This is a genomic window from Pseudomonas sp. zfem005, from assembly GCF_032621735.1.
Lineage (GTDB): Bacteria > Pseudomonadota > Gammaproteobacteria > Pseudomonadales > Pseudomonadaceae > Metapseudomonas > Metapseudomonas solani.
On the sequence record NZ_JAVYJE010000022.1, the window covers coordinates 1 to 22,644 of the forward strand.

Here is a 22,644-nt window from a genome sequence, read left to right on the forward strand (position 1 = left end):
CAGGACGTTGTTCTTGAACTTGTCCGGCTCGATATCGCGAACCAGGGAGAGCAGGCCAGCCTGGTGGTCCACCAGCAGGACGGCGGCGTTGTCTTTGTCGAGACGGTTGTAAGTGAAATTGGTCATGGTGCGTTCCTCGCTTATCGATTCTGGGTGCCGGTTCGGCGTTGGGTTCTGCTTCTCGCTGCAGGCGTTGTCTGCATGTGAGAAAGATTAAATTCGGCACCCTTGATCCGCTAGACTGCGAAAAATACCTCTAGCGTTCTATTTGGAGAACGAGCGTGGAAGACCTGAACACCCTCTACTACTTCACCCAGGTGGTGGAGCACGGCGGCTTCGCCCCCGCCGGCCGCGCGCTGGACATGCCCAAGTCCAAGCTCAGCCGGCGCATCGCCCAGCTCGAAGAGCGCCTCGGCGTACGCCTCATCCACCGCACCAGCCGGCATTGCTCGCTCACCGAGATCGGCCAGGAGTATTACCAGCGTTGCGTGGCCATGCGCGTGGAGGCGGAAGGGGCGGCGGAGGTGATCGAGCGCAACCGCAGCGAGCCGCGCGGCCTGGTGCGCATCGCCTGCCCGACCACGCTGCTCAACTCCTGGGTCGGGCCGATGCTCACCCGCTACATGCTCAAGTACCCGCTGGTGGAGCTCTTCATCGAAAGCACCAACCGCCGGGTGGACCTGCTCCACGAAGGCTTCGACATCGCCCTGCGGGTGCGCTTCCCGCCCCTGGAAAACACCGACATGGTGATGAAGGTGCTCGCCGACAGCACCCAGTGCCTGGTGGGCCGGCCGGACTTCCTCACCCGGTTGCCGGCAGGTTTTGCGCCCGAGGAACTGGGCCGCCTGCCGAGCCTGCATTGGGGCGGCGCGCAGCGGGACTACCAATGGGAGCTGTTCGGCCCGGAAGGGGCGCGGCTGACCATCCCGCACCGCCCGCGCATGGTCACCGACGACCTGCTGGCCCTGCGCAATGGCGTGCTGGGGGGCGTCGGCATCGCCCACCTGCCACGGGTCGCGGTACGCGAGGACCTGGCCAACGGCACGCTGGTGGAAATGCTGCCGGGCTTCTCGCCCAAGTGCGGCATCGTCCACGCCATCTTCCCTTCGCGGCGCGGGCTGCTGCCCTCGGTGCGCTCACTGATCGACTTCCTCGGCGAAGAGTTCGCCGGCAGCGACATGGCGTGATGCGGTGCAGGGTGGGGGCGGTGGGCTGAAGCGCAGCGCCGCCCGGCCCACCCTACGGGGTGGGAGCGGGGAGGGGCGTCGGCGTCAGCCGAACTCCTCCATGCTGGCGCGCACTTCTTCCAGTGCCTCGCCCAGCAGTTGCTCCAGCGGCTGGCCCTTGATGCCGTCGCGCAGCATCTCCTTCAGCGCCTGCTTGGCGCCGGCGAAATCGTCCTGGTGGTAGTAGAGGCTGCCGAAGCGACCCTCACGGTCGAAGAACAGGAAATAGGCGCCTTCGAGGATGTCCGCCACCCTGTACCAGCCGTAGCCGATGAAGCGCTCATTCAGCGCCGCGATCTCTTCCGCGCTGAAGTGGCGGCCCGCGTCGAACTCCGGGCGATCACCGCCCCAATGGGCGCGGATCACGTCGATGATCCCGGCCGAGCCGTCCTGCTCCTGCAGCCAGTCCGCCAGCTCGGCGGGGGCCGGAATCCAGAAGCAGTGGGAGTCGGATTCGGTCTGGTTCTTCAGCGCGCCGAGGCTGCGGTAGAAGCCTTGCAGCTCAGCCGGCAGTGGGCCGGTGATGGACGCCAACTGCTCGATTTCCTCCTCCGACGCAGGGCCTTCGGTAAAGAGCTCGTCGTCTTCCCCGTTGATCTCGAGGTAGGTCTGGTTATAGGCATCGATACCGTCGCGGATGGTGTCCATGCTGTCCTCCGGTGTGCTGGCCAAGCCCCGTGGGGCGGATGGCACGCACCTTAGCCGAACGCCTTGAAGGCATTGTGAAACCAGTGCGCGTTTGTGCGAGCCGGTGGTCGGGCCAATCCACTCCCACCGCTCGTAGGATGGGTAGAGCGAAGCGAAACCCATGCTGCAACGGGGGATCGCTCCGCGCTCCCTAGGCGAATGAATTCGCCCCTACAGGTATTACCAATCGGTGAAGGGCATCCGCCTCCAGCTCGGCTCATCGCTGAGTGCCGGGTCGTCCCGGCTGGCGAGGAAGACCGGCAGATCCTGCCGGGCGATCCAGATATCCCCCTGCCATTTCAGAATGCCAATCCGCTGATTGGCCCAGCTCATGGCGGCCCGCCGGGGGGCCGCTTCGGGGTTGCGGTGGCGGTCATATAGCGTTGGCACCACCGCCTCGCTAAGCCATTGGCTGATGCATCTGTGTTCCGGGTGATCGAAGCGGTACAGCAGCCGATAGGCGCCGGCCTCGCTGATGGCCAGTACCTCCTCGCTGCCAGCGTTGGCGTGGCGCAGTACCACGACACGGCGCTGGTGCGGGTCCACCAGGCGGGTCATGCGGTAGGGGCGCAGAGCGCCGATCAGGCGAGCGAAATCGTGGGCGACGAACCAGGGCTGGTTGTCGACCATCACGGTGCGCAGCTGGTGGTTGTGGCGTTGGAAAACGATGGGTGGATGCGTCGTGCATGGCGGAGCTCCTATTAGGTCGGAAGAGCCGCCACCTACGTCTCCAAACGAGGGTGGCAGACCACGCGGGGTTGGCGAACCGGCTAGTAGGAACCGGCAGACCAGGAGGTCTCCCCGCGCGATCTGCCATAACGCAGAGCAGTGCATGACTGCATGCGTGCGGGGGCCTGCAAGAACATTCGCCGTTCTCGCAAGCACCTCGGCGCCATCGCGCTTGCTAACTCCCGGGCCGCCAAACCCGGCCACGGGATTGACCGTGGAGGGGGGAGGATCGAGAGCGTGGATGAGGTGGGCAATAGGTTCTTCGGAGGCTTAGGCGTAAGACCTCTCTAAATAAACCAAGCCAAAGCCCTCCGTTTCAAGTTGCTTCAGGTCGCTTAAAGTCTCTATAGGAGTGAGCTTAGCTAGCGGCGTCCTTCATTCTGAGTGGGGCTGGAATAATCTCCTATCGTTGACCAGACCATGACTGCAAGTTTGAACATCTTGCCCACAACTCGGTTGGAGCGAATATCCAGTCCGATTTGATAGGCCCTATATAGTTCGTTTGAAACCATTCCACGAATAACTCCAGCGTTCCCACTAACCATCCGCCACTCTGATACGTAGTCGCCTGCCCATTCGCCCTGCGCCACTCCGGAGGGTTTGAACTGATTTCCCATTGAAAAGATCAGGCTTTCCGCATAGCTAAGGTCATCATGAATGTTGATATGGCGAGGTGAGTCATTTATCAATTTTTGCGTCATTTGCTCACATTGACTCTTTAGATAGGACGCATTTCCTCTCATGGATTCGACTTGGAGTGCTGCCTCAATTCCGTCTTGAAATAAGTAACTCATGGTTAATAGCTCCTTGCTATGGAATTTGCGCTATGCGAGTGGTGCAATTTGGCAGCGCAAAACAAAAAATAGTAGTGGCGAGCGCCATTGGGAAGTGGGAACTGGCTGTGGCTGCGTTGGAGTTTAGGGTGAAGCCGATGTAACCAGCCAAAATGAAGGTGTGTTTCTTGAAGGCAAGACTTTAAATAGCCAAGCCTCAGTGGCGATATGTCTTTCAAGGAGCAACAGTAGTGACTACGGATGACCTGATCACCATGTACCGCCCCTGCGGCGAGAAGGAGCTTGCCCTGGTTGCCGCCAGCGGGTTCAAGCGCTGGCCGCCCAGGCTGCCGGGGCAGCCGATCTTCTACCCGGTGACCAACGAGGCCTACGCCATCGAGATCAACAAGTGGAACGTCACGGACTTCAAGAAGGGTTACGTGACCCGCTTCAGGGTGCGGCGCGAGTTCGTCGAGAAGTATCGGATCGAGCAGGTCGGCGGCAGCCGCCATACCGAATGGTGGATCCCGGCCGAGGACCTCGAGGCCCTCAACGACAATATCGTCGGCGAGATCGAGGTGATCTACGAGGAAGGGCCGAACCCAAAATAAGCGGCCCCGAAGGGCTGCCGGGAGCTGAGCACCCAGGAAATGAAACGGGCCCTTCCGGGCCCGTTTTTCTTGTCACTTCGACAGGAACTTCATCCCGTCTTCCAGCCCGCTCAGCGTCAGCGGGTACATCTGGTCCTCGATCAGCTCGCGCACGATATTGGTCGAGGCGGTGTAGTTCCAGGTGTCCTTGGGGTAGGGGTTGATCCAGATGAGCTTCTTGTACTTCTCCATGAAGCGCTTGATCCAGACGTAGCCCGGCTCTTCGTTCCAGTGCTCGACGCTGCCGCCGGCCTGGGTGATTTCGTAGGGGGCCATGGCGGCGTCGCCGACGAACACCACCTTGTAGTCCGCGCCGTACTTGTGCAGCAGGTCCAGGGTGGAGGTGCGTTCGGAGGTGCGGCGCAGGTTGTTCTTCCACACCGATTCGTACACGCAGTTGTGGAAGTAGAAGTATTCGAGGTGCTTGAACTCGGTCTTGCAGGCCGAGAAGAGTTCTTCGCAGACCTTCACGTGGGCGTCCATGGAGCCGCCGATATCCAGCAGCAGCAGGAGCTTCACGCTGTTGCGGCGCTCGGGGCGCATCTGGATGTTGAGCAGGCCGGCGTCGCGGGCGGTGTGGTCGATGGTGCCGTCCAGGTCGAGTTCATCCTGGGCGCCCTGGCGGGCGAACTTGCGCAGGCGGCGCAGGGCGACCTTGATGTTGCGGGTGCCCAGTTCCACCTGGTCGTCGAGGTTCTTGTATTCGCGCTGGTCCCACACCTTGGCGGCCTTGCCCTGGCGCTTGCCGGCGTCGCCGACGCGGATGCCCTCGGGGTTGAAGCCGCCGGAGCCGAAGGGGCTGGTGCCGCCGGTGCCGATCCACTTGTTGCCGCCGGCGTGGCGTTCCTTCTGTTCTTCCAGGCGCTTCTTGAACTCTTCGATGAGCTTGTCCAGGCCACCGAGGGACTGGATCTGCGCGCGCTCCTCGTCGGTCAGCATGCGCTCGAATTCCTTGCGCAGCCATTCATCGGGGATCAGTGCCTCGATGTGCTGGTTGAGGTTTTCCAGGCCCTTGAAGTAGGCGCCGAAGGCCCGGTCGAACTTGTCGAAATGGCGTTCGTCCTTGACCAGGATGGTGCGCGACAGGAAGTAGAACTCGTCCATGTCGGCGAACACCACGTTGTGCTTCAGCGCGTTGATCAGGTCCAGCAGCTCGCGGACCGAGACCGGCACCTTGGCCGCGCGCATTTCGTTGAACAGGTTGAGCAGCATGGCTGCGCCCTCTTGCTGGTTGGCCTCAGGAACGGGGTTCCTGGGGCAGGCCGTCGGCTATGGCGTACCAGTCGGCCTTGGATTCGGGGTAGATGTGTTTCTGCGGGATCTCGCCCAGGGGCGAATCCAGCGTGCCCAGGGCGATCGACACCCAGTTCGGGTGGGCGTTGTCGCTGTACCACTGCAGGGTGGCGCCGCACTGCCGGCAGAAGCTGCGGGTGACGCCGGGGCTGGAGTGATAGTGGGTCACGAAGTCTTCGCCCGCGGTCCAGCGGAAGTCGCTCCAGCGCACGTTGCCATAGGTGGCGAACGCGGCACCGTGGCCCTTGCGGCACTGGCTGCAATGGCAATGGGTGGCGGATTCGATGGGGGCGTCGATCTGGTACTTCACCGCGCTGCACAGGCAGCTGCCGTTATGCATTGTCGCTGGCCTCTCCGTTGAGCTGGCGTTGGACTTCCAGGGCCCAGGCACCGTCGCTGACACCCGTCCCGCGGTTATGGCGGGAGGTCGAGGTCTGCTCTGTCACGTCATGCCAAAGGTTGCGGCCTTTGGCATCCAGCTTGGAGTAGTCCTCGTTGGTATCGAGGTCGAACTCAATGAACCGGCAGTCTTGGGTCAGCAGCAGGCCGCTGACTGAATGACCGCCGTATTGCTCTATATGCAGGTCGACCATGATGGTGCGGCTCCAGTCGATCCCCAGTGCCTGCGGGTGGTGCAGGAGCACGCGAGGCAATTCGTCTGGCTGGTTGCGGTAGTACTCGGCGGTCAGTCGCAGCCCTTCACGCCGGAGCAGGGACTGCTCCTGAACGTTCTTCTGGCGCTTGCGTCTGATCCGCTCGATGTCCATCGCAGCCTCAGCGGCTGGCGCGGCGGCTCATGAACGCCAGGCGTTCCAGCAGCTGCACGTCCTGCTCGTTCTTCACCAGGGCACCGGCCAGGGGCGGGATGGCCTTGGTGGGGTCACGCTCGCGCAGTACGGCTTCGCCGATGTTGTCGGCCATCAGCAGCTTCAGCCAGTCGACCAGCTCGCTGGTGGAGGGCTTCTTCTTCAGGCCCGGCACCTTGCGCACGTCGAAGAACACGTCCAGCGCTTCGGCTACCAGGTCCTTCTTGATGTTGGGGTAGTGCACATCGACGATCTTCTGCAGGGTCTCGCGATCCGGGAAGGCGATGTAGTGGAAGAAGCAGCGGCGCAGGAAGGCGTCCGGCAGTTCCTTCTCGTTGTTGGAGGTGATGATGATGATCGGGCGCTGCTTGGCTTTGATGGTCTCGTCGGTCTCGTAAACGTAGAACTCCATCTTGTCGAGTTCTTGCAGCAGGTCGTTGGGGAACTCGATGTCGGCCTTGTCGATCTCGTCGATCAGCAGGATCACGCGCTCTTCGGATTCGAACGCCTCCCACAGCTTGCCCTTCTTGATGTAGTTGCGAACGTCCTGGACCTTCTCGGAGTTCAGCTGCGAATCACGCAGGCGGCTCACCGCGTCGTACTCGTACAGGCCCTGGTGCGCCTTGGTGGTGGACTTGATGTGCCAGGTGATCAGGCGGGCACCGAAGGACTCGGCCAGTTGCTCGGCGAGCATGGTCTTGCCGGTGCCCGGCTCGCCCTTGACCAGCAGCGGACGTTGCAGGGTGATGGCGGCGTTGACCGCGAGCTTGAGGTCGTCGGTGGCGACGTAGGACTGGGTGCCTTCGAACTTCATCAGGGAATCCTCGAACGGTAACGCCCGGCTCGGCCGGGGCCTTCGGTATTTACGGAAAGGCCGACTATAACGCGCGGCCCGGCGCACTGTGAACGCAGACGGGGCATTCAGTCACTGAATGGGCGGTCACTCTCCCTCCAGCCTAGCCATTCCCTTTGCGCGGCGTACCCCGACCTGCGATGGGTGAAGGCTCAAGCACGGGCCTGCCAGGGCCGCGACTGTCACCTTCGGCTACAGGGGCCCACGTCTCGTGGGGGCGGATTCGTCCGCGATGGGCGCCGGCGGTCAGTCGTTCTTCTCCGGCGGCGGCCGTTCGAAGCGGGTGGTGAAGGCCTCGATGAAGGCGTTGCGCAGGATCGACAGGAAGGCCTGGAAGGCGCTTACGTCCTGGCGGTGCACGTTGCCGCTGAGCTCCACGCGGGTGGCGAACTGGTCGCGCTGCTGGTTCTTCAGCAGCGTCTCGCTGCCGCCCACCAGGGCTTCCCACAGGGAGCGGAGGAAGCCCTTGTCGTCGTTCTCCACGTCCTGCTCCCAGTCGAACACGTCGACGTTGCGCAGCAGCGGCTTGATGTAGCCGCTGAGCTGGGCGTTATCGGCACGGGCCTCGATCACCAGGTCGCCGCTGCCGGCCTTGAAGTCGAAGCGGCCGTAGGCGCGGGAGAAGTCGTTGAGCCGGGGCAGGTCGACGTCGCGGGCGCGCAGGCGCAGTTCGAAGTCCTCGAAGTTCTTGAACGGGTCGAAGCGCGCCTCCACCTCCAGCGGCGCATGGCCGAGCAACTGTGCCCGGCCCTCGAAGCGCGCCACCCGCTCGCCGCTGTCGTCGGCGACGTTGGTCAGGTTGTAGAGGCTGGCGTTCACCTCGCTGGCGTCGATATCCACCTTGGGCGTGGAGCTGAAGTTGTGGAAGGCGATGCGGCCGTTGACCACGCGCACCTCGTCGAGGGTGATGGGCAGCAGCTTGTTCAACTGGTCGCGCCAGTCGGTGCCGGCACCGGTCTGGGAGTCCTGCTTGTTCTTGCCGCCGTCGACGAAGTTCACCTCCGGCGCCTCGAAGATCACCCGCGCCACCACGCCGTGCTCGTACCAGAGCGAATGCCAGCTCACCGCCAGGTCGATGCCCGGGGCATCCAGCAGCGGCACCGGGATGTCGCCATCGGCCTTGACGATGGACAGGCCGTTGATGCGGTACGCGCCGCGCCACCAGGCCAGGTCGACATCGGCGATATGGCCGCGGTACTCGCCCATGTCGGCGAGCTTGTCGTTGAGGTAGTCGCGTATCAGCCAGGGCAGCGCGAAGTGCGCCACCACCAGCAGCAGGACGAGGGCGAGGAGGGCCCCGAGGGGCAGGCTGTAGCGTCGTTTCATGGGGGCATCCGCCGGGGGCGAGTCTCTTTCATGGACTGCCACCCACCGCAATGAGTTCGGCTGGACTGCACCGGCACACGGGCATAGGCTGTTCGCCTTTAATCTGCCCGCTACCTCTAAGGACAGGACCATGACCCGCATCTACGCAGACAACTCCAAGGCCATCGGCAACACCCCGCTGGTGATGATCAACCGGCTCGGCCCCAAGGGCGTGACCATCCTCGCCAAGGTCGAGGGGCGCAACCCGGCCTATTCGGTGAAGTGCCGCATCGGCGCGAACATGATCTGGGACGCCGAGGAACAAGGCCGCCTGCGTCCGGGCATGACCCTGGTCGAGCCCACCTCCGGCAACACCGGCATCGGCCTGGCCTTCGTCGCCGCCGCCCGTGGCTACAAGCTGATCCTCACCATGCCGTCCTCCATGAGCCTGGAGCGCCGCAAGGTGCTCAAGGCCCTGGGCGCCGAGCTGGTGCTCACCGAGCCGGCCAAGGGTATGAAGGGCGCCATCGAAAAGGCCACCGAGATCGCCGCTGGCAACCCCGAGCAGTACCTGCTGCTGCAACAGTTCGAGAACCCGGCCAACCCGGCCATCCACGAGAAGACCACCGGCCCGGAAATCTGGAACGACACCGACGGCGCGGTGGACGTGCTGGTGGCCGGCGTCGGCACCGGCGGCACCATCACCGGTGTATCGCGCTACATCAAGCAGCAGTGCAATAAGCCGATCCTCTCGGTGGCCGTGGAGCCGGTCACCTCGCCGGTGATCAGCCAGACCCTGGCCGGCGAAGAGGTCAAGCCCAGCCCGCACAAGATCCAGGGCATCGGCGCCGGCTTCGTGCCGAAGAACCTCGACCTCTCCATCGTCGACCGCGTCGAGCTCACCACCGACGACGAATCCAAGACCATGGCCCTGCGCCTGATGCGCGAGGAAGGCATCCTCTGCGGCATCTCCGGCGGTGCCGCCATGGCCGTCGCCGTGCGCCTGGCCGAGAAGCCGGAGATGCAGGGCAAGACTATCGTCGTCATCCTCCCCGACTCCGGCGAGCGCTACCTCTCCACCATGCTCTTCGACGGCCTGTTCACCGAGCAGGAATTGCAGCAGTAAGGCCTATCGGCATGCCCCCGGCACACGGGGGCATGCGTCCTTGTGGGAATTCATTCGCGAAATCCCGGCACCGATGCGCCGGGTTCCACCCGACCTACCGCCATCGCTCGACCTGAACCGGTAGGGCGGGTGCAACCCGCGTAGGGGCGAGTTCATTCGCCTGGGAGCGCGGAGCGATCCCCAGCAGCATGGGTTTCGCTTCGCTCTACGCCATCCTACGAAGCCGCTTCTAGCTTCCAGCTGCCTTCGCTTCATAACTCCCCGACTCATAACTGACCCCGTGCCTCACCCGTGGCGGCTCCTCGCCTTCGTGGAGCATGGTCACGTTGTCGATGATCGCCTTGTCGGCGATGGTCAGCCGGTCGAGCATGCGCAGGTGCTGCAGCCAGTTGTCCACCAGGAGGATTTCCTGCCAGTTCTCCTGGTCGCTGGTGTCGCGGTACAGCGCCCAGCGGTCGGCACCGTTGCGCAGGCGCAGGCGGCGGAGTATCTGCATGGCGCGGACGAAGTCGCGGGTGCGCTCCACCGGGATGCGGTATTCGATGGTCACCAGCACCGAGCCGCGGCCGGGGTTGAAGACGAAGGTCGGCTGGCCGGGCAGGGTGGTCACCGCGTGGGCGATGCTGGTGGCGTCCAGCTCCGGCAGGCGTGACTGATAGAGCAGGAAGGCGCAGGCGATCATCAGGCAGCCGGCGGCGAACAGCGCGCCCTTCACCCCCATGGTTTCCGCCAGGTGGCCCCAGAGGAACGAACCCAGCGCCAGGCCGCCGTAGAGCGCCGTCTGGTAAAGCGCCAGGGCACGCGCCTTGACCCAGTCCGGCACCAGTATCTGCACCGCCGAGTTGTAGCTGGCCACCGCGGCGATCCAGCAACCGCCGCCCAGGATCAGCGCCGGGAAGATCACCCACAGGCTGTCCAGCGAGCCCAGCGCCAGCAGCACCAGGCCCAGCAGCAGGCCGCCGAAGCTGATCAGGCGGCTGGTGCCGATGCGCCGTCGCGCCAGGTTCACCCCCAGGCTGCCGAGAATGGCCCCCACGCCCAGGGCGCCGAGCATGTAGCCGTACACCGCCGCGTCGCCGTCCGGGTTGCGGTGCGCCAGTAGCGGCAGCAAGGCCCACACGGCGCTGGCCGAGATACCGAAGGAGAAGGAGCGCAACATCACCAGGCGGGTGACGCTGGAGTACTGGGTGAAGCGCAGGGCGGCGACCACGCCTTCCATCAGCCGCTCCGGCGGCAGGGTGCGCACCGGCAGCACCCGGCGCCAGCGCCAGATGGCCCAGATCAGCCCCAGGTAGCACAGGCAGTTGAACAGGAAGACCCAGGCCGGCCCCACCGCACTGAGCATCAGCCCGCCGATGGCCGGGCCGGCGGCACGGGCGACGTTGTAGTTGACGCTGTTGAGCAGCACCGCATCGCCCACCATCTTCGCCGGCACCTGCTCGTTCACCGCCGCCTGCCAGGCCGGGATGGTGATGGAGCCCCCGATGGAGATCCACAGGATGGAGACGATCAGCAGCAGCGGGTCCAGGTAGCCGAAGAAGGCCATGGCGGTGAGGAAGGTCGCCCCGCTCATCTCGAAGGCCAGGCCCGCCATCATGATCTTGCGCCGGTCGTGGTTGTCGGCCAGCACGCCGGACATGATCGACAGCAGCACCAGCGGCAGCGCGGCGGCGACCTGGATCATCGCCACCGTCGGCGGGCTGGCGTGGGCTTCGGTCACCACCCAGGCGGCGGCCACCGATTGCGCCCAGGTACCCAGGTTGGCGAACAGGTTGGCGATCCAGATGATGCGGAACGCGGTGATGGTGAAGGGGCTGAACAGGCCGCTCTTGGGGGCTTCCTCGGATTCGGGTGTGCGCGGCAGGTCGTTCTTCGGCGATACGGACTGGAGCATGGGGTGGTTCCTTGCGAGGCCGGACCGGGCCATGGGCGCCGGTCCCTGGTTACCGCGCAAGTGTAGTCAGCGTCCCGGCGGACAAAGGCTGGATCGGCGGTTTTCGCCAGTGGCATTCTTCCTCGCGGGTCCGCTGGGACTTTTGTGCAATTGTCTCGCCTGGCCACCGGGGTAAAGCTGGCGCAACGGCAGTATCGACTACGCTTGCCGAGCCCCGACTCCAATCCGCAGCCAGGAAACAAAGACAATGAGAAGTTCCTTCGCGCCTCTGCTCCTGACCCTCGCCGTGTCCGGTGCCGCACAGGCCGCCGAAACGGTGAAGATCTACAACTGGACCGACTACATCGCGCCGGACACCGTCGCCACGTTCAGCAAGGAGACCGGGATCCAGGCGACCTACGACGTCTACGACAGCAACGAAACCCTCGACGGCAAGCTGATGACCGGCAAATCCGGCTATGACATCGTCGTCCCGTCCAACCACTACATGGCCAAGCAGATCGAGGCCGGCGCGCTGAAGAAGCTCGACAAGAGCCAGCTGCCCAACTGGAAGAACCTCAACCCGGCGCTGCTCAAGGCCCTGGAGGTCAACGACCCGGGCAACGAGCACGGCTTCCCCTACCTCTGGGGCAGCACCGGCATCGGCTACAACCCGGCCAAGGTCAAGGAAGTGCTCGGCGACAACGCCCCGCTGGATTCCTGGGACCTGATCTTCAAGCCCGAGAACATGGAGAAGCTCGCCAAGTGCGGCGTCGCCATCCTCGACAACGGCCCCGAGCTGCTGCCCATCACCCTCAACTACCTGGGCCTGCCGCACCACACCAAGAAGCCGGAAGACTACAAGACCGCCGAGGCTGCGCTGCTCAAGGTCCGTCCCTACGTGCGCTACTTCCACTCGTCCAAATACGTGGGTGACCTGGCCAACGGCGAAATCTGCGTGGCCGTCGGCTTCTCCGGCGACATCCTCCAGGCCGCCACCCGCGCCAAGGAGGCCGGCAACGGCGTCGAGATCAAATATTCCACGCCCAAGGAAGGCTCGCCGATGTGGTTCGACATGGTCGCCATGCCGGTGGACGCCCCCGACGAGAAGGCCGGCTACGCCTTCATGAACTACCTGCTGCGCCCCGAGGTGATCGCTGGCGTGAGCAACTACGTGCACTACGCCAACGGCAACAACGCCGCCGAACCGCTGGTGGAAGCCGACATCAAGGCCGACCCGGCGATCTACCCGCCGGCCGACGTCATGGCCAAGCTGTTCGCCCTGGAGTCCATGCCGCAGAAGATCGACCGCGTGCGCACCCGCACCTGGAACACCGTCAAGACCGGCAAGTGATCCCTCGCTGAAACGAAAACGCCCCGGCTTGCCGGGGCGTTTTTCTTATGGGCATTGTCCTTGTGGGAGCGGATTCATCCGCGATGGCCCAACACCGCAACGCCGGGTTTCACCCGACCTACAGGGGGCCATGCGTAGGGCGGGTGCAACCCGCGTCGGGCCGCACCCACCTACGACGCCTGCTCCACCTTCACCGCCGCTACCGCCGGGCGCAGCACCAGCCACAGCGCCAGGGCGATCAGCACGCCGCCCTGCAGGTGCGCCCAGGACAGCGACTCGTCCAGCAGCAGCGCGCCCCAGAACACCCCGAACAGCGGGATGAGGAAGGTCACCGTCATGGTCTTCACCGGGCCGACGTTGGCGATCAGGCGGAAGTAGATGACGTAGGCGAACGAGGTGCACAGCAGCCCCAGCCCGGCCAGCGCGAGCCAGATGCCCGGCTCGGCCAGGGGCGCCAGGGGCATGGCGTGGCTGCTGGCGAGGAAGATCGGCAGCAGGCACAGCGTCGCGCCGGCCTGGGCGCCGAAGGCCGAGAGGCCGCTGTCCAGGCCACCGGCATCGTTGATCCAGCGTTGGGTGAAGAAGCCGGCGAAGCCGTAGCAGGTGGTCGCCATCAGGCAGGCCAGGGCACCGCGCAGCAGGTCGGCATCGAAGGCCACCGGCCCGGCACCGGTCAGCACCGCCACGCCGGCCAGGCCCAGCAGCACGCCGGCGGCCTTGGGCAGGGTCAGCTTCTCGCCGAAGAACAGCCCGCCGATCAGCACGCCCATCAGCGGCGTGGTGGCGTTGAAGATGGCCGAGTAGCCGGCCGGCAGCACCTCGGCGGCCAGGGCGTACATGGCCGCGGGGATGCCCGAGCTGACCACGCCTATCAGCAGGATCTTGCCCAGCTTGCCGCGGAAGTCCCAGGTCACCCGCAGCAGCGCCAGGATCGCCACCAGGCCGATGGCCGAAATGGCCACGCGGAAGAACGCCGTCGGCAGCGCACCGATCACCGGCACCAGCACGCGCATGAACAGGAAGCTGGCGCCCCAGATGGCGGCGAGGCTCAGCAGGCGGACGAGATCGGCGGGTTTCATTGAGTGGCTCCGAGGCAGGAGCGGCACAGCTTACGCCGCCCCGGTAGCGGTGCAATCGACAACTTGCGATCAAATCGGCGGCACAGTTTGGCAAGGCGTCTGGGCCGGGCGTTGTGCGGGGAGGGGGGGTCGTTGGGCGAATGAATTCGCCCCTACGGGCGGGGCGGTTGTGGCGGTTGTAGGTCGGGTGAAACCCGGCGTTGCGGGGCGGGGCATCGCGGATGACTCCGCTCCCACAAGGGCGCCGGGGCGTGGCCGTTACAGGGCGGCTTCGAAGACTTCCTTGCCGCCGAACCAGGTCTTCAGCACCTGGGTGTCGCGCAGGGCCTCGGGCTCCACCTGGAACACGTCGCGGTCCAGCAGGATCAGGTCGGCCTGCTTGCCGGGGGCCAGCGAGCCGATCTGCCGGTCCAGGCCGATGGTGCGCGCCGCGTTGAGGGTGTAGGCCTGGAACATGGTTTCCCGGTCGATCTCCTCGCTCGGGTTGAGCACGCCCTTGGGCCCCTTGCGGCTGACGGCCTGGTAGATCGCCTTCCAGGGTTGCGGCGTGGTCACCGGCCAGTCACTGGCGCCGGCGATGGTGGCGCCGTTCTTCAGCAGCGAGCGGGCCGGGTACTGGTATTGGAAGGCCATGGCGCTGATGTAGGGCTGCACCAGGTCCAGGGTGGCGTCGTCGGCGCTGGCCCAGTAGAGCTGCATGGAGGCGATCACGTTGAGCGGCTTGAAGCGGGCGAACTCCTTGGGGTTGACCATCTGCAGGTGGGTGATGGAATGGGGGATGCCACTGTGCCGGTCCTTGCGCGCCTGCTCGATGCCGTTGAGGGACTCGCGCACCGCGCGGTCGCCGATGGCGTGCACGTGCACCAGCCAGCCCCTGGCGTCCGCCGCGCTGACCAGCTCGCCGAAGTGCGCCGGGTCGATCAGCAGCTCGCCGTACTTCCTGGAGTTCTTGTAGGGCTCCAGCAGGGCGGCGGTCTGTGCCGGGTATTCGGGCACGCCGTCGGCGAAGATCTTGATGCCCGGCAGGCTCAGGTTGGGCACGCCCTGGAACTGCCGGCGCACCTGGTCGAGGGTGTCCAGGTCGGCGGGGCGGCTTTTCGGATGGGCCACCAGCAGCGCGGCGACGTGGGCGGTCAGTTCGCCCTTCTCGGCCATGGCCTTGTACACCGGCAGGATGCCGAGGGTCTGGGCGGTGGGCTTGAAGTCGAACAGCGGCTCGCCGGGGGCGGCGTTGGCCGCCGGGTCCATCCAGGCGGTGATGCCCAGGCTGAGGTTGTAGCGCAGGGCCGCGCGGCCGGCCTCCAGCAACTGCTCGGGGGTTGCCGTCGGGTATTGCGCCAGCACCGGGTCGAGGCCGGCGTCGGCGAGGAAGCCGTTGGGGCGCTGGTCTTCGTGGTGGCCGACGGTGGCCAGCTGCTCGCCCTTGAGGGCTTTCACGGTATTGGCGTCGATGCCGGCGCGTTTCAGCATGGCCTGGTTGACCCAGCCGGTGTGCTGGTCCCAGCCGATGAAGGCGATGGGCACGTCCTTCCATTCGCCCTGGTTGAAGCGCCGCTCGAACTCCGCCACCTGGCTCCAGTAGGCCGAGGGCAGGCCGCCGACGCTGAGGATATCGCCCTGGCGTGCCTTGCCGTCGTCGCGCCACTGGCGCAGGCGCCGCTCCAGCTCGTCCATGGGCAGGAGCTGGGTGTCGACGGTGGCCGACGCCAGCTCCAGGCCGCCCATGACCGCATGCGAGTGGGAGTCGACGAAGCCGGGCATCAGCACCTTGCCGCCCAGGTCGATCACGCGGGTGCCGGCTTCCTTGAGCCGCAGCATGTCGGCGTCGCTGCCCACCGCGCGGATCTTGCCGTCCTCCACGGCCACGGCCTGCTGCAGGGGTTGGCCGGGCTCGGCGGTGTAGACCTTTGCGTTGTGCAGGATCAGGTCCACCGCCGCCATGCTTTCCATGGAGGCACAGATCAGGGCGGTGGCCAGGAGGGTGGGGGCGAGGCGCTTCATCGGCTGGGTTCCGGTTTTTGTTGGTATGGCGCTGAGCCTAACCAAGCCGGGGCAGCGGCAGAATGCTATGTTCGCGCACAACTTCTATGCCGGATCGGAACAGGTCGATGGACAAGCTCAGTGCCCTCTCGATGTTTATCGCCACCGCCGAGCACGGCAGCTTCAGCCGCGCGGCCGAGCAACTGGGCAAGACGCCCTCGGCGCTGACCAAGGCGGTGGGCCACCTGGAAGCCGAGCTGGGGGTGCGCCTGTTCGAGCGCACCACCCGGCGCATGGCGCTGACCGAAGCCGGGCACATCTACCTGGAAGGTGCGCGCCAGGCACTGATGCAACTGCAACTGGCCGGCGAGGAAGTGGACCAGCTGCAGCACGAGTTGCGCGGCACCCTGCGCCTCACCGCGCCGCCGTCCTTCGGCCCGGCCTTTCTCAATGAGGTCTGCTGCCGCTACATGGACGCCCATCCCCAGGTGCGCCTGGAGGTGGACCTCAACGACGCCTTCGTCGACCTCATCGACGGCGGCTATGACCTGGCCCTGCGCGACGGCCCCACCGACCTGCCGGGGTTGATCGCCAGGCCCCTGGCCGATAACAGCGTCTACCTGTGCTGCACCCCGGGCTACCTGGAGCGCAAGGGCATGGGGGTGACCCTGGAGACCTTCCAGCAGCACGACTGGCTGATCTTCCAGCACCCCATGCTCAACCGGCACTTCTGGTGGCTGCGCCTGGGCGAGGAGCGCATCCGCCTGGCCCACCCGGTGGCGCACCTGGCCAGCGACAACTACGACTTCCTGCTCGCCTGCCTGCTGCGTGGCCATGGCCTGCAACCGCTCCCGCGCTGGAGCGCCAAGCCTTATCTGGCCAGCGGCCAATTGGTGCGGGTGATGCCCGAATACCTGCTGGAGCCCGATGTCTTTGGCCCCTGGGTGCACGTGCTCTACCTCTCCCACCGCCGGCGTACGCGCAAGGTCCGGGCGTTCATCGACATGCTCGAAGGCTATATGCAGGAGCGGGGGATCGGCTGAGGGCGGGTGGTGGACCGGTGGTGCGCATCCAGCACCGGGCCTGTAGGTTGGCGCCGAGCGCAGCGAGGCCCAACGCAACGGTGCCGGCCCATTTCGCGAATGAATTCGCTCCCACCGARGAGCCAGAGCCSTGCGTAGGGTGGACGTCGCTYTTTACGTCCACCAGCGGAGTSGCGGRTGGCCCCGATGGTGGACCGATGAAGCGTGGTCCACCCTACATCCAGCACCGGCCCGTAGGTTGGCGCCGAACGCAGCGAGGCCCAACGCAGCGGCGCCGGCCCTTTCCGCGAATGAATTCGCTCCCACGAGGTGTGTGTCGTGCGCTGCGCGCGCCTTGGGCGAATGAATTCGCCCCTACAGGCGGACCGGTGTGCGTTGCCTGGGGGCAACGCACCGGGCCATCAGAACGACTTGCTGACGCTCGCCACCACCGTCGCGCTGCAGGTGTCGGTGAAGCCGTAGTTGCTGGCGCACTGGCTTTCCGAGAGGTCGGTGTCGACGTAGGCGAGGCCCCAGGTGACGCCGAGGAAGTCGCGGGTCAGCTTGGCTTCCCACTCGCGGTACGACTCGCTGCCGGTGCCGCTGCGCGACCAGAACAGCGGGTCCTTGAAGTCCATGCGCCCGTAGCGCAACTCCAGGCCCACTTCCAGGGGCAGCTGGGTCTCGTAGCCGACCCAGGTGTAGAGGGTGTCCTGGTCCTCGCCGATGATGTTCGGCGCATCGTCCGAGTAATAGGCGGCGGCCTTGAAGCCGTACGCGCTGAGGATGGCGTACACCTCGCTCTGGTTGAACTGGCTTTCCTTCGGGTAGGCGTACTTGATCACGCCCAGGTCGAGGCTTACGTCGTCCGTGGCCTGCCAGTACCAGCCGGCGTAGTAGTCGACTTCCTGGCGGGTCTTGAGGCCGAAGCCGAAGTCGACGTTGGAGGTCCAGGCGCCGGCGTAGAGGCCGCTGGCATGCAGCAGCGTGGCGCCGGCCTGGATGGCGGGGTCGTTCTGGGTCTGCGAGATGCCGCGGGTGCGGTAGTCGCTGGCCAGGTTGAGGTCGATCTGCACGGCGAAGTCGTCGGTGATCGGCAGCGCGGCCTGACTGCACAGCGGGGCCAGCGCGAGGCCGGCGAGGAGGAGGGTGGTGGAACGCTTCATGGTGGATTCCCGATCTTGTGGTTGTTATGGGCAGATGAAGGGCAAGGCTCCGCCCGACCCCCATGCAGCGGGGGCCAGGCATCACCGGTGGTGCGGTTGTTGTTATGGGGCGGGGGCGTAGATCTCGCGGCCGCCGAAGTAGGTCTTGAGCACCTGGGTTTCGGCCAGGGCCTTGGCGTCCACCTTGAACACGTCGCGGTCGAGGACGATAAAGTCGGCCTGCTTGCCGGCGGCCAGCGAGCCGATGCTCTTCTCCTGGCCGATGGTCCGGGCGGCGTTGAGGGTGTAGGCGTAGAACATGGTCTCGCGGTCCAGGCGCTCCTCGGCGTTGAGCACGCCTTTCTCACCCTCGCGGGTCACCGCCTGGGCCATGGCTGCCCAGGGGTTGGGCGAGGACACCGGCCAGTCGCTGGCGCCGGCGATGGTCGCGCCCTGTTGCAGCAGCGAGTGCGCCGGGTACTGGTAGCGGAAGGCGAAGGCGCTGACGTAGGGCTTGACCATGTCCAGCGTGTAGTCGTCACCGGCGGCCCACAGCAACTGCATGGAGGCGATCACGTTGAGCGGCTTGAAGCGCGCGAACTCCTTGGGGTTGACCAACTGCAGGTGGGTGATGGAATGCACCACGCCGCTCTGCCGGTCCTTGCGTGCCTGCTCGATGCCGTTGAGCGCCTCGCGCACCGCGCGGTCGCCGATGGCGTGGATGTGCACCAGCCAGCCACGGGCGTCTGCCGCGCTCACCAGCTCGCCGAAGTGCGCCGGGTCGATCAGCAGTTCGCCCTGCTTGTGGCTGTTGCTGTAGGGGTCGATCAGCGCCGCGCTCTGCGCCGGGTACTCCAGCACGCCGTCGGCGAAGATCTTGATCCCCGGCAGACTCAGGTTGTCGATGCCCTGGAACTGCTGGCGCACCTTCTCCAGGGTGTCCAGGTCGGCGGGGCGGCTCTTCGGGTGGGCCACCAGCAGCGCGGCGACGTGGGCGGTCAGCTCGCCTTTCTCGGCCAGCGCCTTGTACACCGGCAGCACGCCGACGGACTTCTCCGTGGGCTTGAGGTTGAACAGCGGCTCGCCGGGGGCGCCGTTGGCGGCCGGGTCCATCCAGGCGGTGATGCCCAGGCTGTTGTTGGTGCGCACCGCGTTCTCGCCGGCACGCAGCAACAGGGCCGGGTCGATGGGCGGCAGCACGGCGGCGACGCGGTCCCAGCCGGCGTCCACCAGGAAGCCGTTGGGCTCGCCATCCTTGCCCAGGCCGATGGTGCCGCGCTCGGCCTCGGGCAGGGTGGCGACCAGCTTGGCGTCGATGCCGGCGCGCTTGCGCATGGCGGCGTTGGCCCAGGCGGTGTGGTGGTCGCTGCCGACGAAGACGATGGGCACCTCGGCCCACTCGCCCTGGTCGAAGCGCTGGCCCATGGCCTCGGCCTGGGCCCAGTAGGCGGAGGTCATGCCCGCCACGTTGAGGGTGTCGCCGTGGCGCGCGGTGCCGTCGTCGCGCCAGCCGCGCAGGCGTTTTTCCAGTTCTTCCAGGCTGACCTGTTCATCGCCCATATTGGCGGTGGACATCTCCAGGCCGCCGAAGATGGCGTGGGAGTGGGTGTCGATCAGGCCCGGCATCAGCGCCTTGCCGGCCAGGTCGATGCGTTGGGTGGACGCGTCCGCCAGGGCCTTGATCTCGGCATCGCTGCCCACCGCCAGCACCTTGCCGTTCTCCACGGCGATGGCCTGCACCATGGGCCGGGCCTTGTCGGCGGTGAACACCTTGCCGTTGAACAGCACCATATCGGCGCCGGCCATGGCTTCCATCGAGGAAAAAGCCACCGCAGCGGCCAGTAGTCGTGGAACGAAGTTTTTCACGGGCTCCCCCCTTTGTTTTTATCGGTCTGCCAGCGAGACTAGCGGCTCCCCTGGGCTGGCAGAACGCCGGCAGCGTGCAAAACCCTTTTGCCTGAATGGAAAAACCATGGACAAGCTCGGTGCCATCGCCATGTTCGTCGCCACCGCCGAACAGGGCAGCTTCAGCCGTGCCGCTGAGCAACTGGGCAAGACCCCCTCGGCCCTGACCAAGGCCGTCAGCCACCTGGAGGCCGAACTGGGCGCACGCCTGTTCGAGCGCAGCACCCGGCGCATCGTCCTCACCGAAGCGGGGAGTCTCTACCTGGACACCGCGCGCCAGCTGCTGCAACGCCTGCATGACGTCAGCGAAGAAATCGGCCAGCTGCAGCACGGCCTGCAGGGCAGCCTGCGGATGACCGCGCCCCTGGCCTTCAGCCGCGCCTTTCTCGATGACGTCTGCGCCGGCTTCCTCGCCGCCTATCCGCAGATCAGCCTGCGGGTGGACCTTTGCGACGCCTTCGTCGACCTGGTGGAGGCCGGTTACGACCTGGCCCTGCGCGAAGGGCAGAGCGACCTGCCGGGGCTCATCGCCCGGGTCGTCGGGCGCAACCGCCTGGCCCTCTGCGCCAGCCCCGCCTACCTGGCGCGCAAGGGCATGCCGACCCTCGATGATCTCGAGCGCCACGACTGGCTGGCCTACCGCCACCCGGCGCTGAGCCGGCAGTACTGGTGGGTGGAGTGTGACGGCCAGCGCACGCGCCTGGCCCAGCCCGCCGCGCCGCGGCTGGAGAGCGACAACTACGACCTGTTGCTGGCCAATGCCCTGGCCGGTGTCGGCGTGCTGCACACCCCGTTGTGGAGCGCCGCGCCCTACATCGCCGACGGCCGCCTGGTGCGCCTGCTGCCCGACCACGAGATCGACCCGGACGCCTTCGGCGACCAGATCCTCGCCGTCTACCCCAGCCATCGCCGGGCCACCGGCAAGGTGTTGGCGTTCATCGATTACCTGGCGGCGTTCCTCGCTGCACGGGGCCTGGCCTGAGCCCATGACCGGCCGGTCGCAAGCGGTCCGGCCGGGGCCGATGCAGCGGGAGCTTTTTTTCGGCGCGGGCTGTGGCTAAGCTCCGTCTTCCGAATTCCCAGCTGAGTGTTCCCCATGGCGCAGCAATGGCCGGCCGCAGATATCGCGCGACTGATCCTCGATGGTTTCGACGACTACCGTGAACATTTCCGTCAGATCACCGACGGCGCCCGTGCCCGCTTCGAGCAGGCGCAGTGGCAGGAAATCCAGCAGGCGGCCGCCGCGCGGATCGCCCTCTACGAAGAAAAGGTCAGCGAAGTCAGCGAGCGCCTGCGCAGCGCCTTCGATGAAGAGGTGCTGCTGGACGTGCAGCTCTGGCCGCTGGTCAAGAGCGCCTACATCAAGCTGATCGACCTGCGCTTCGATGACGAACTCTCGGAAACCTGGTTCAACTCGATCTTCTGCGGCCTGTTCAGCCATGACCAGATCAGCGACGGCTGCATGTTCATCCACACCACGCGGCCGTCCCTGCGCGCCCACGAGCGTGCCCCGCAAACCCGCAGCTACCACCCGCGCGGCGACCTCAAGGCGGCGCTGCTGCAGATCCTCGACGACTACCGCTTCGCCGTGCCCTTCGATGACCTGGATCGCGACCTCGAACGCCTGGTGGCCCAGCTGCGCGACAGCCTGCCGGACTGGGTGATCAAGGACACGGAGCTGTGCGTCGAGCTGTTCTCCTCCACCCTCTACCGCAACAAGGGCGCCTACCTGGTGGGCCGCATCTATACCCGCGACGAGCAGTGGCCGCTGGTCATCCCGCTGCTGCACCGCGAGGGCAAGGGCATCCAGGTGGACGCGCTGATCACCGACGAGGCCGACGTCTCGATCATCTTCTCCTTCACCCGTTCCTACTTCATGGTGGACGTGCCGGTGCCGGCGGAGTTCGTCAGCTTCCTCAAGCGCATCCTGCCGGGCAAGCACATCGCCGAGCTTTACACCTCCATCGGCTTCTACAAGCACGGCAAGTCGGAGTTCTACCGCGCCCTGATCAACCACCTGGCCAACACCGACGACCGCTTCATCATGGCCCCGGGCGTGCGCGGCATGGTCATGAGCGTGTTCACGCTGCCGGGCTTCAACACCGTGTTCAAGATCATCAAGGACCGCTTCTCGCCGTCGAAGAACGTCGACCGCAACACCGTGATCGAGAAGTACCGCCTGGTGAAAAGCGTCGACCGCGTCGGGCGCATGGCCGATACCCAGGAGTTCGCCGACTTCCGCTTCCCCAAGGCCAAGTTCGAGCCCGAATGCCTGGCCGAGCTGCTGGAGGTGGCACCCTCCACCGTCGAGCTGGAAGGCGACACCGTGCTCATTCGCCACTGCTGGACCGAGCGCCGCATGACCCCGCTGAACATCTACCTGGAAAGCGCCAGCGAGCCCCAGGTGCGCGAGGCGCTGGACGACTATGGCCTGGCCATCAAGCAGCTGGCCGCCGCCAACATCTTCCCCGGCGACATGCTGCTGAAGAACTTCGGTGTCACCCGTCACGGCCGCGTGGTGTTCTACGACTACGACGAGATCAGCTACCTCACCGAGGTCAACTTCCGCTTCATCCCGCCGCCGCGCTACCCCGAGGACGAAATGTCCTCCGAGCCCTGGTACTCGGTGGCTCCGCACGACGTGTTCCCCGAGGAGTTCCCGCGCTTCCTGTTCGCCGATATCGGCCAGCGCAAGCTGTTCAACCAGCTGCACGGCGACCTCTATGACGCCGACTACTGGAAGAGCCTCCAGGACGCCATCCGCGCCGGCAAGGTGATCGACGTCTTCCCCTACCGGCGCAAGGAACGCCCGGACTCCATCCAGTGACGGCCTGAAGG

General features: G+C 65.7%; 20 protein-coding genes and 1 pseudogene. 7 read left to right on the plus strand and 14 right to left on the minus strand.

Annotated elements, in window-relative coordinates; all coding sequences use genetic code 11:
* Window positions 1-126, minus strand: a pseudogene (locus tag RTW82_RS31020) (hydrolase); the annotation flags it as partial.
* 155 nt (window positions 127-281) lie between these two features.
* Here RTW82_RS31020 and RTW82_RS31025 point away from each other — a divergent pair.
* Window positions 282-1,187, plus strand: a complete 906-nt coding sequence (locus RTW82_RS31025) for a LysR substrate-binding domain-containing protein (RefSeq protein ID WP_184489004.1) — start codon at window positions 282-284, stop codon at window positions 1,185-1,187.
* Between the two features lie 84 nt (window positions 1,188-1,271).
* Here the strand turns inward: RTW82_RS31025 and RTW82_RS31030 are convergent, their stop codons facing one another.
* From RTW82_RS31030 to RTW82_RS31040, 3 genes are all read right to left on the minus strand, one after another.
* Window positions 1,272-1,874: a hypothetical protein gene (locus RTW82_RS31030; RefSeq protein WP_263402230.1), complete on the minus strand. Its 603-nt coding sequence runs from the start codon at window positions 1,872-1,874 to the stop codon at window positions 1,272-1,274.
* A gap of 219 nt (window positions 1,875-2,093) precedes the next feature.
* Entirely contained in the window at window positions 2,094-2,543 is a 450-nt protein-coding gene (locus tag RTW82_RS31035; protein ID WP_410478884.1) for a Bro-N domain-containing protein, read from the minus strand.
* Between the two features lie 461 nt (window positions 2,544-3,004).
* The gene (locus tag RTW82_RS31040; protein WP_169708426.1) at window positions 3,005-3,436 is read right to left on the minus strand and encodes a hypothetical protein; all 432 of its coding nucleotides are present in this window, start codon (window positions 3,434-3,436) and stop codon (window positions 3,005-3,007) included.
* A 230-nt stretch (window positions 3,437-3,666) separates the two neighbouring features.
* Between RTW82_RS31040 and RTW82_RS31045 the strand changes: the two genes are divergently transcribed.
* Window positions 3,667-4,026, plus strand: a complete 360-nt coding sequence (locus RTW82_RS31045) for a hypothetical protein (RefSeq protein ID WP_021220276.1) — start codon at window positions 3,667-3,669, stop codon at window positions 4,024-4,026.
* 72 nt (window positions 4,027-4,098) lie between these two features.
* Here the strand turns inward: RTW82_RS31045 and RTW82_RS31050 are convergent, their stop codons facing one another.
* From RTW82_RS31050 to RTW82_RS31070, 5 genes are all read right to left on the minus strand, one after another.
* Entirely contained in the window at window positions 4,099-5,277 is a 1,179-nt protein-coding gene (locus tag RTW82_RS31050; protein ID WP_043246514.1) for a vWA domain-containing protein, read from the minus strand.
* A gap of 25 nt (window positions 5,278-5,302) precedes the next feature.
* A complete protein-coding gene (locus tag RTW82_RS31055; RefSeq protein ID WP_316927501.1) occupies window positions 5,303-5,698 on the minus strand; it encodes a GFA family protein in 396 nt (131 codons plus the stop codon).
* Window positions 5,691-6,125, minus strand: a complete 435-nt coding sequence (locus RTW82_RS31060) for a hypothetical protein (protein ID WP_111263519.1) — start codon at window positions 6,123-6,125, stop codon at window positions 5,691-5,693. Before RTW82_RS31060 ends, RTW82_RS31055 begins: the two co-directional genes overlap by 8 nt.
* Before the next feature lie 7 nt (window positions 6,126-6,132).
* On the minus strand, window positions 6,133-6,978 hold the full coding sequence (locus RTW82_RS31065) for an AAA family ATPase (protein ID WP_021220273.1): 846 nt from the start codon (window positions 6,976-6,978) through the stop codon (window positions 6,133-6,135).
* 285 nt (window positions 6,979-7,263) lie between these two features.
* Window positions 7,264-8,343, minus strand: coding sequence for a DUF748 domain-containing protein (locus tag RTW82_RS31070; RefSeq protein ID WP_316927502.1), 1,080 nt, complete (start codon window positions 8,341-8,343; stop codon window positions 7,264-7,266).
* Between the two features lie 130 nt (window positions 8,344-8,473).
* On the opposite strand from RTW82_RS31070, the gene cysK reads away from it, so the two are divergent.
* Window positions 8,474-9,448: a cysteine synthase A gene (gene cysK, locus RTW82_RS31075; RefSeq protein ID WP_316927503.1), complete on the plus strand. Its 975-nt coding sequence runs from the start codon at window positions 8,474-8,476 to the stop codon at window positions 9,446-9,448.
* Between the two features lie 229 nt (window positions 9,449-9,677).
* Here the strand turns inward: cysK and RTW82_RS31080 are convergent, their stop codons facing one another.
* Window positions 9,678-11,342: an MFS transporter gene (locus RTW82_RS31080; protein ID WP_263402221.1), complete on the minus strand. Its 1,665-nt coding sequence runs from the start codon at window positions 11,340-11,342 to the stop codon at window positions 9,678-9,680.
* 247 nt (window positions 11,343-11,589) lie between these two features.
* On the opposite strand from RTW82_RS31080, the gene RTW82_RS31085 reads away from it, so the two are divergent.
* Window positions 11,590-12,675: a polyamine ABC transporter substrate-binding protein gene (locus RTW82_RS31085; RefSeq protein WP_263402220.1), complete on the plus strand. Its 1,086-nt coding sequence runs from the start codon at window positions 11,590-11,592 to the stop codon at window positions 12,673-12,675.
* A 170-nt stretch (window positions 12,676-12,845) separates the two neighbouring features.
* On the opposite strand, the gene RTW82_RS31090 is transcribed toward RTW82_RS31085, so the two are convergent.
* Together RTW82_RS31090 and RTW82_RS31095 are read right to left on the minus strand one after the other, a co-directional pair.
* Entirely contained in the window at window positions 12,846-13,754 is a 909-nt protein-coding gene (locus RTW82_RS31090) for a DMT family transporter (RefSeq protein ID WP_184488996.1), read from the minus strand.
* 258 nt (window positions 13,755-14,012) lie between these two features.
* The gene (locus RTW82_RS31095) at window positions 14,013-15,755 is read right to left on the minus strand and encodes an amidohydrolase (RefSeq protein ID WP_316927504.1); all 1,743 of its coding nucleotides are present in this window, start codon (window positions 15,753-15,755) and stop codon (window positions 14,013-14,015) included.
* Between the two features lie 107 nt (window positions 15,756-15,862).
* On the opposite strand from RTW82_RS31095, the gene RTW82_RS31100 reads away from it, so the two are divergent.
* The gene (locus tag RTW82_RS31100; protein ID WP_316927505.1) at window positions 15,863-16,777 is read left to right on the plus strand and encodes a LysR family transcriptional regulator; all 915 of its coding nucleotides are present in this window, start codon (window positions 15,863-15,865) and stop codon (window positions 16,775-16,777) included.
* Between the two features lie 401 nt (window positions 16,778-17,178).
* Here RTW82_RS31100 and RTW82_RS31105 read toward each other — a convergent pair whose 3' ends face one another.
* Window positions 17,179-17,922, minus strand: a complete 744-nt coding sequence (locus RTW82_RS31105; protein ID WP_316927506.1) for a TorF family putative porin — start codon at window positions 17,920-17,922, stop codon at window positions 17,179-17,181.
* 102 nt (window positions 17,923-18,024) lie between these two features.
* On the minus strand, window positions 18,025-19,767 hold the full coding sequence (locus RTW82_RS31110) for an amidohydrolase (RefSeq protein WP_316927507.1): 1,743 nt from the start codon (window positions 19,765-19,767) through the stop codon (window positions 18,025-18,027).
* Between the two features lie 106 nt (window positions 19,768-19,873).
* Between RTW82_RS31110 and RTW82_RS31115 the strand changes: the two genes are divergently transcribed.
* Together RTW82_RS31115 and aceK are read left to right on the plus strand one after the other, a co-directional pair.
* The gene (locus tag RTW82_RS31115; protein WP_316927508.1) at window positions 19,874-20,788 is read left to right on the plus strand and encodes a LysR family transcriptional regulator; all 915 of its coding nucleotides are present in this window, start codon (window positions 19,874-19,876) and stop codon (window positions 20,786-20,788) included.
* A 114-nt stretch (window positions 20,789-20,902) separates the two neighbouring features.
* Window positions 20,903-22,633 carry a bifunctional isocitrate dehydrogenase kinase/phosphatase gene (gene aceK / locus RTW82_RS31120; protein ID WP_316927509.1) on the plus strand — a complete coding sequence of 577 codons (1,731 nt, stop codon included), beginning with the start codon at window positions 20,903-20,905 and terminating at the stop codon, window positions 22,631-22,633.
* Window positions 22,634-22,644: the final 11 nt, after the last annotated feature.

Excerpts from the sequence above, each read along its gene's own strand:
- RTW82_RS31030 (WP_263402230.1), bottom strand. The coding sequence starts at position 1,874 with ATGGACACCATCCGCGACGGTATCGATGCCTATAACCAGACCTACCTC.
- RTW82_RS31035 (WP_410478884.1), bottom strand. The coding sequence starts at position 2,543 with ATGGTCGACAACCAGCCCTGGTTCGTCGCCCACGATTTCGCTCGCCTG.
- RTW82_RS31040 (WP_169708426.1), bottom strand. The coding sequence starts at position 3,436 with ATGAGTTACTTATTTCAAGACGGAATTGAGGCAGCACTCCAAGTCGAA.
- RTW82_RS31050 (WP_043246514.1), bottom strand. The coding sequence starts at position 5,277 with ATGCTGCTCAACCTGTTCAACGAAATGCGCGCGGCCAAGGTGCCGGTC.
- RTW82_RS31055 (WP_316927501.1), bottom strand. The coding sequence starts at position 5,698 with ATGCATAACGGCAGCTGCCTGTGCAGCGCGGTGAAGTACCAGATCGAC.
- RTW82_RS31060 (WP_111263519.1), bottom strand. The coding sequence starts at position 6,125 with ATGGACATCGAGCGGATCAGACGCAAGCGCCAGAAGAACGTTCAGGAG.
- RTW82_RS31065 (WP_021220273.1), bottom strand. The coding sequence starts at position 6,978 with ATGAAGTTCGAAGGCACCCAGTCCTACGTCGCCACCGACGACCTCAAG.
- RTW82_RS31070 (WP_316927502.1), bottom strand. The coding sequence starts at position 8,343 with ATGAAACGACGCTACAGCCTGCCCCTCGGGGCCCTCCTCGCCCTCGTC.
- cysK (WP_316927503.1), top strand. The coding sequence starts at position 8,474 with ATGACCCGCATCTACGCAGACAACTCCAAGGCCATCGGCAACACCCCG.
- RTW82_RS31080 (WP_263402221.1), bottom strand. The coding sequence starts at position 11,342 with ATGCTCCAGTCCGTATCGCCGAAGAACGACCTGCCGCGCACACCCGAA.
- RTW82_RS31085 (WP_263402220.1), top strand. The coding sequence starts at position 11,590 with ATGAGAAGTTCCTTCGCGCCTCTGCTCCTGACCCTCGCCGTGTCCGGT.
- RTW82_RS31090 (WP_184488996.1), bottom strand. The coding sequence starts at position 13,754 with ATGAAACCCGCCGATCTCGTCCGCCTGCTGAGCCTCGCCGCCATCTGG.
- RTW82_RS31095 (WP_316927504.1), bottom strand. The coding sequence starts at position 15,755 with ATGAAGCGCCTCGCCCCCACCCTCCTGGCCACCGCCCTGATCTGTGCC.
- RTW82_RS31100 (WP_316927505.1), top strand. The coding sequence starts at position 15,863 with ATGGACAAGCTCAGTGCCCTCTCGATGTTTATCGCCACCGCCGAGCAC.
- RTW82_RS31105 (WP_316927506.1), bottom strand. The coding sequence starts at position 17,922 with ATGAAGCGTTCCACCACCCTCCTCCTCGCCGGCCTCGCGCTGGCCCCG.
- RTW82_RS31115 (WP_316927508.1), top strand. The coding sequence starts at position 19,874 with ATGGACAAGCTCGGTGCCATCGCCATGTTCGTCGCCACCGCCGAACAG.
- aceK (WP_316927509.1), top strand. The coding sequence starts at position 20,903 with ATGGCGCAGCAATGGCCGGCCGCAGATATCGCGCGACTGATCCTCGAT.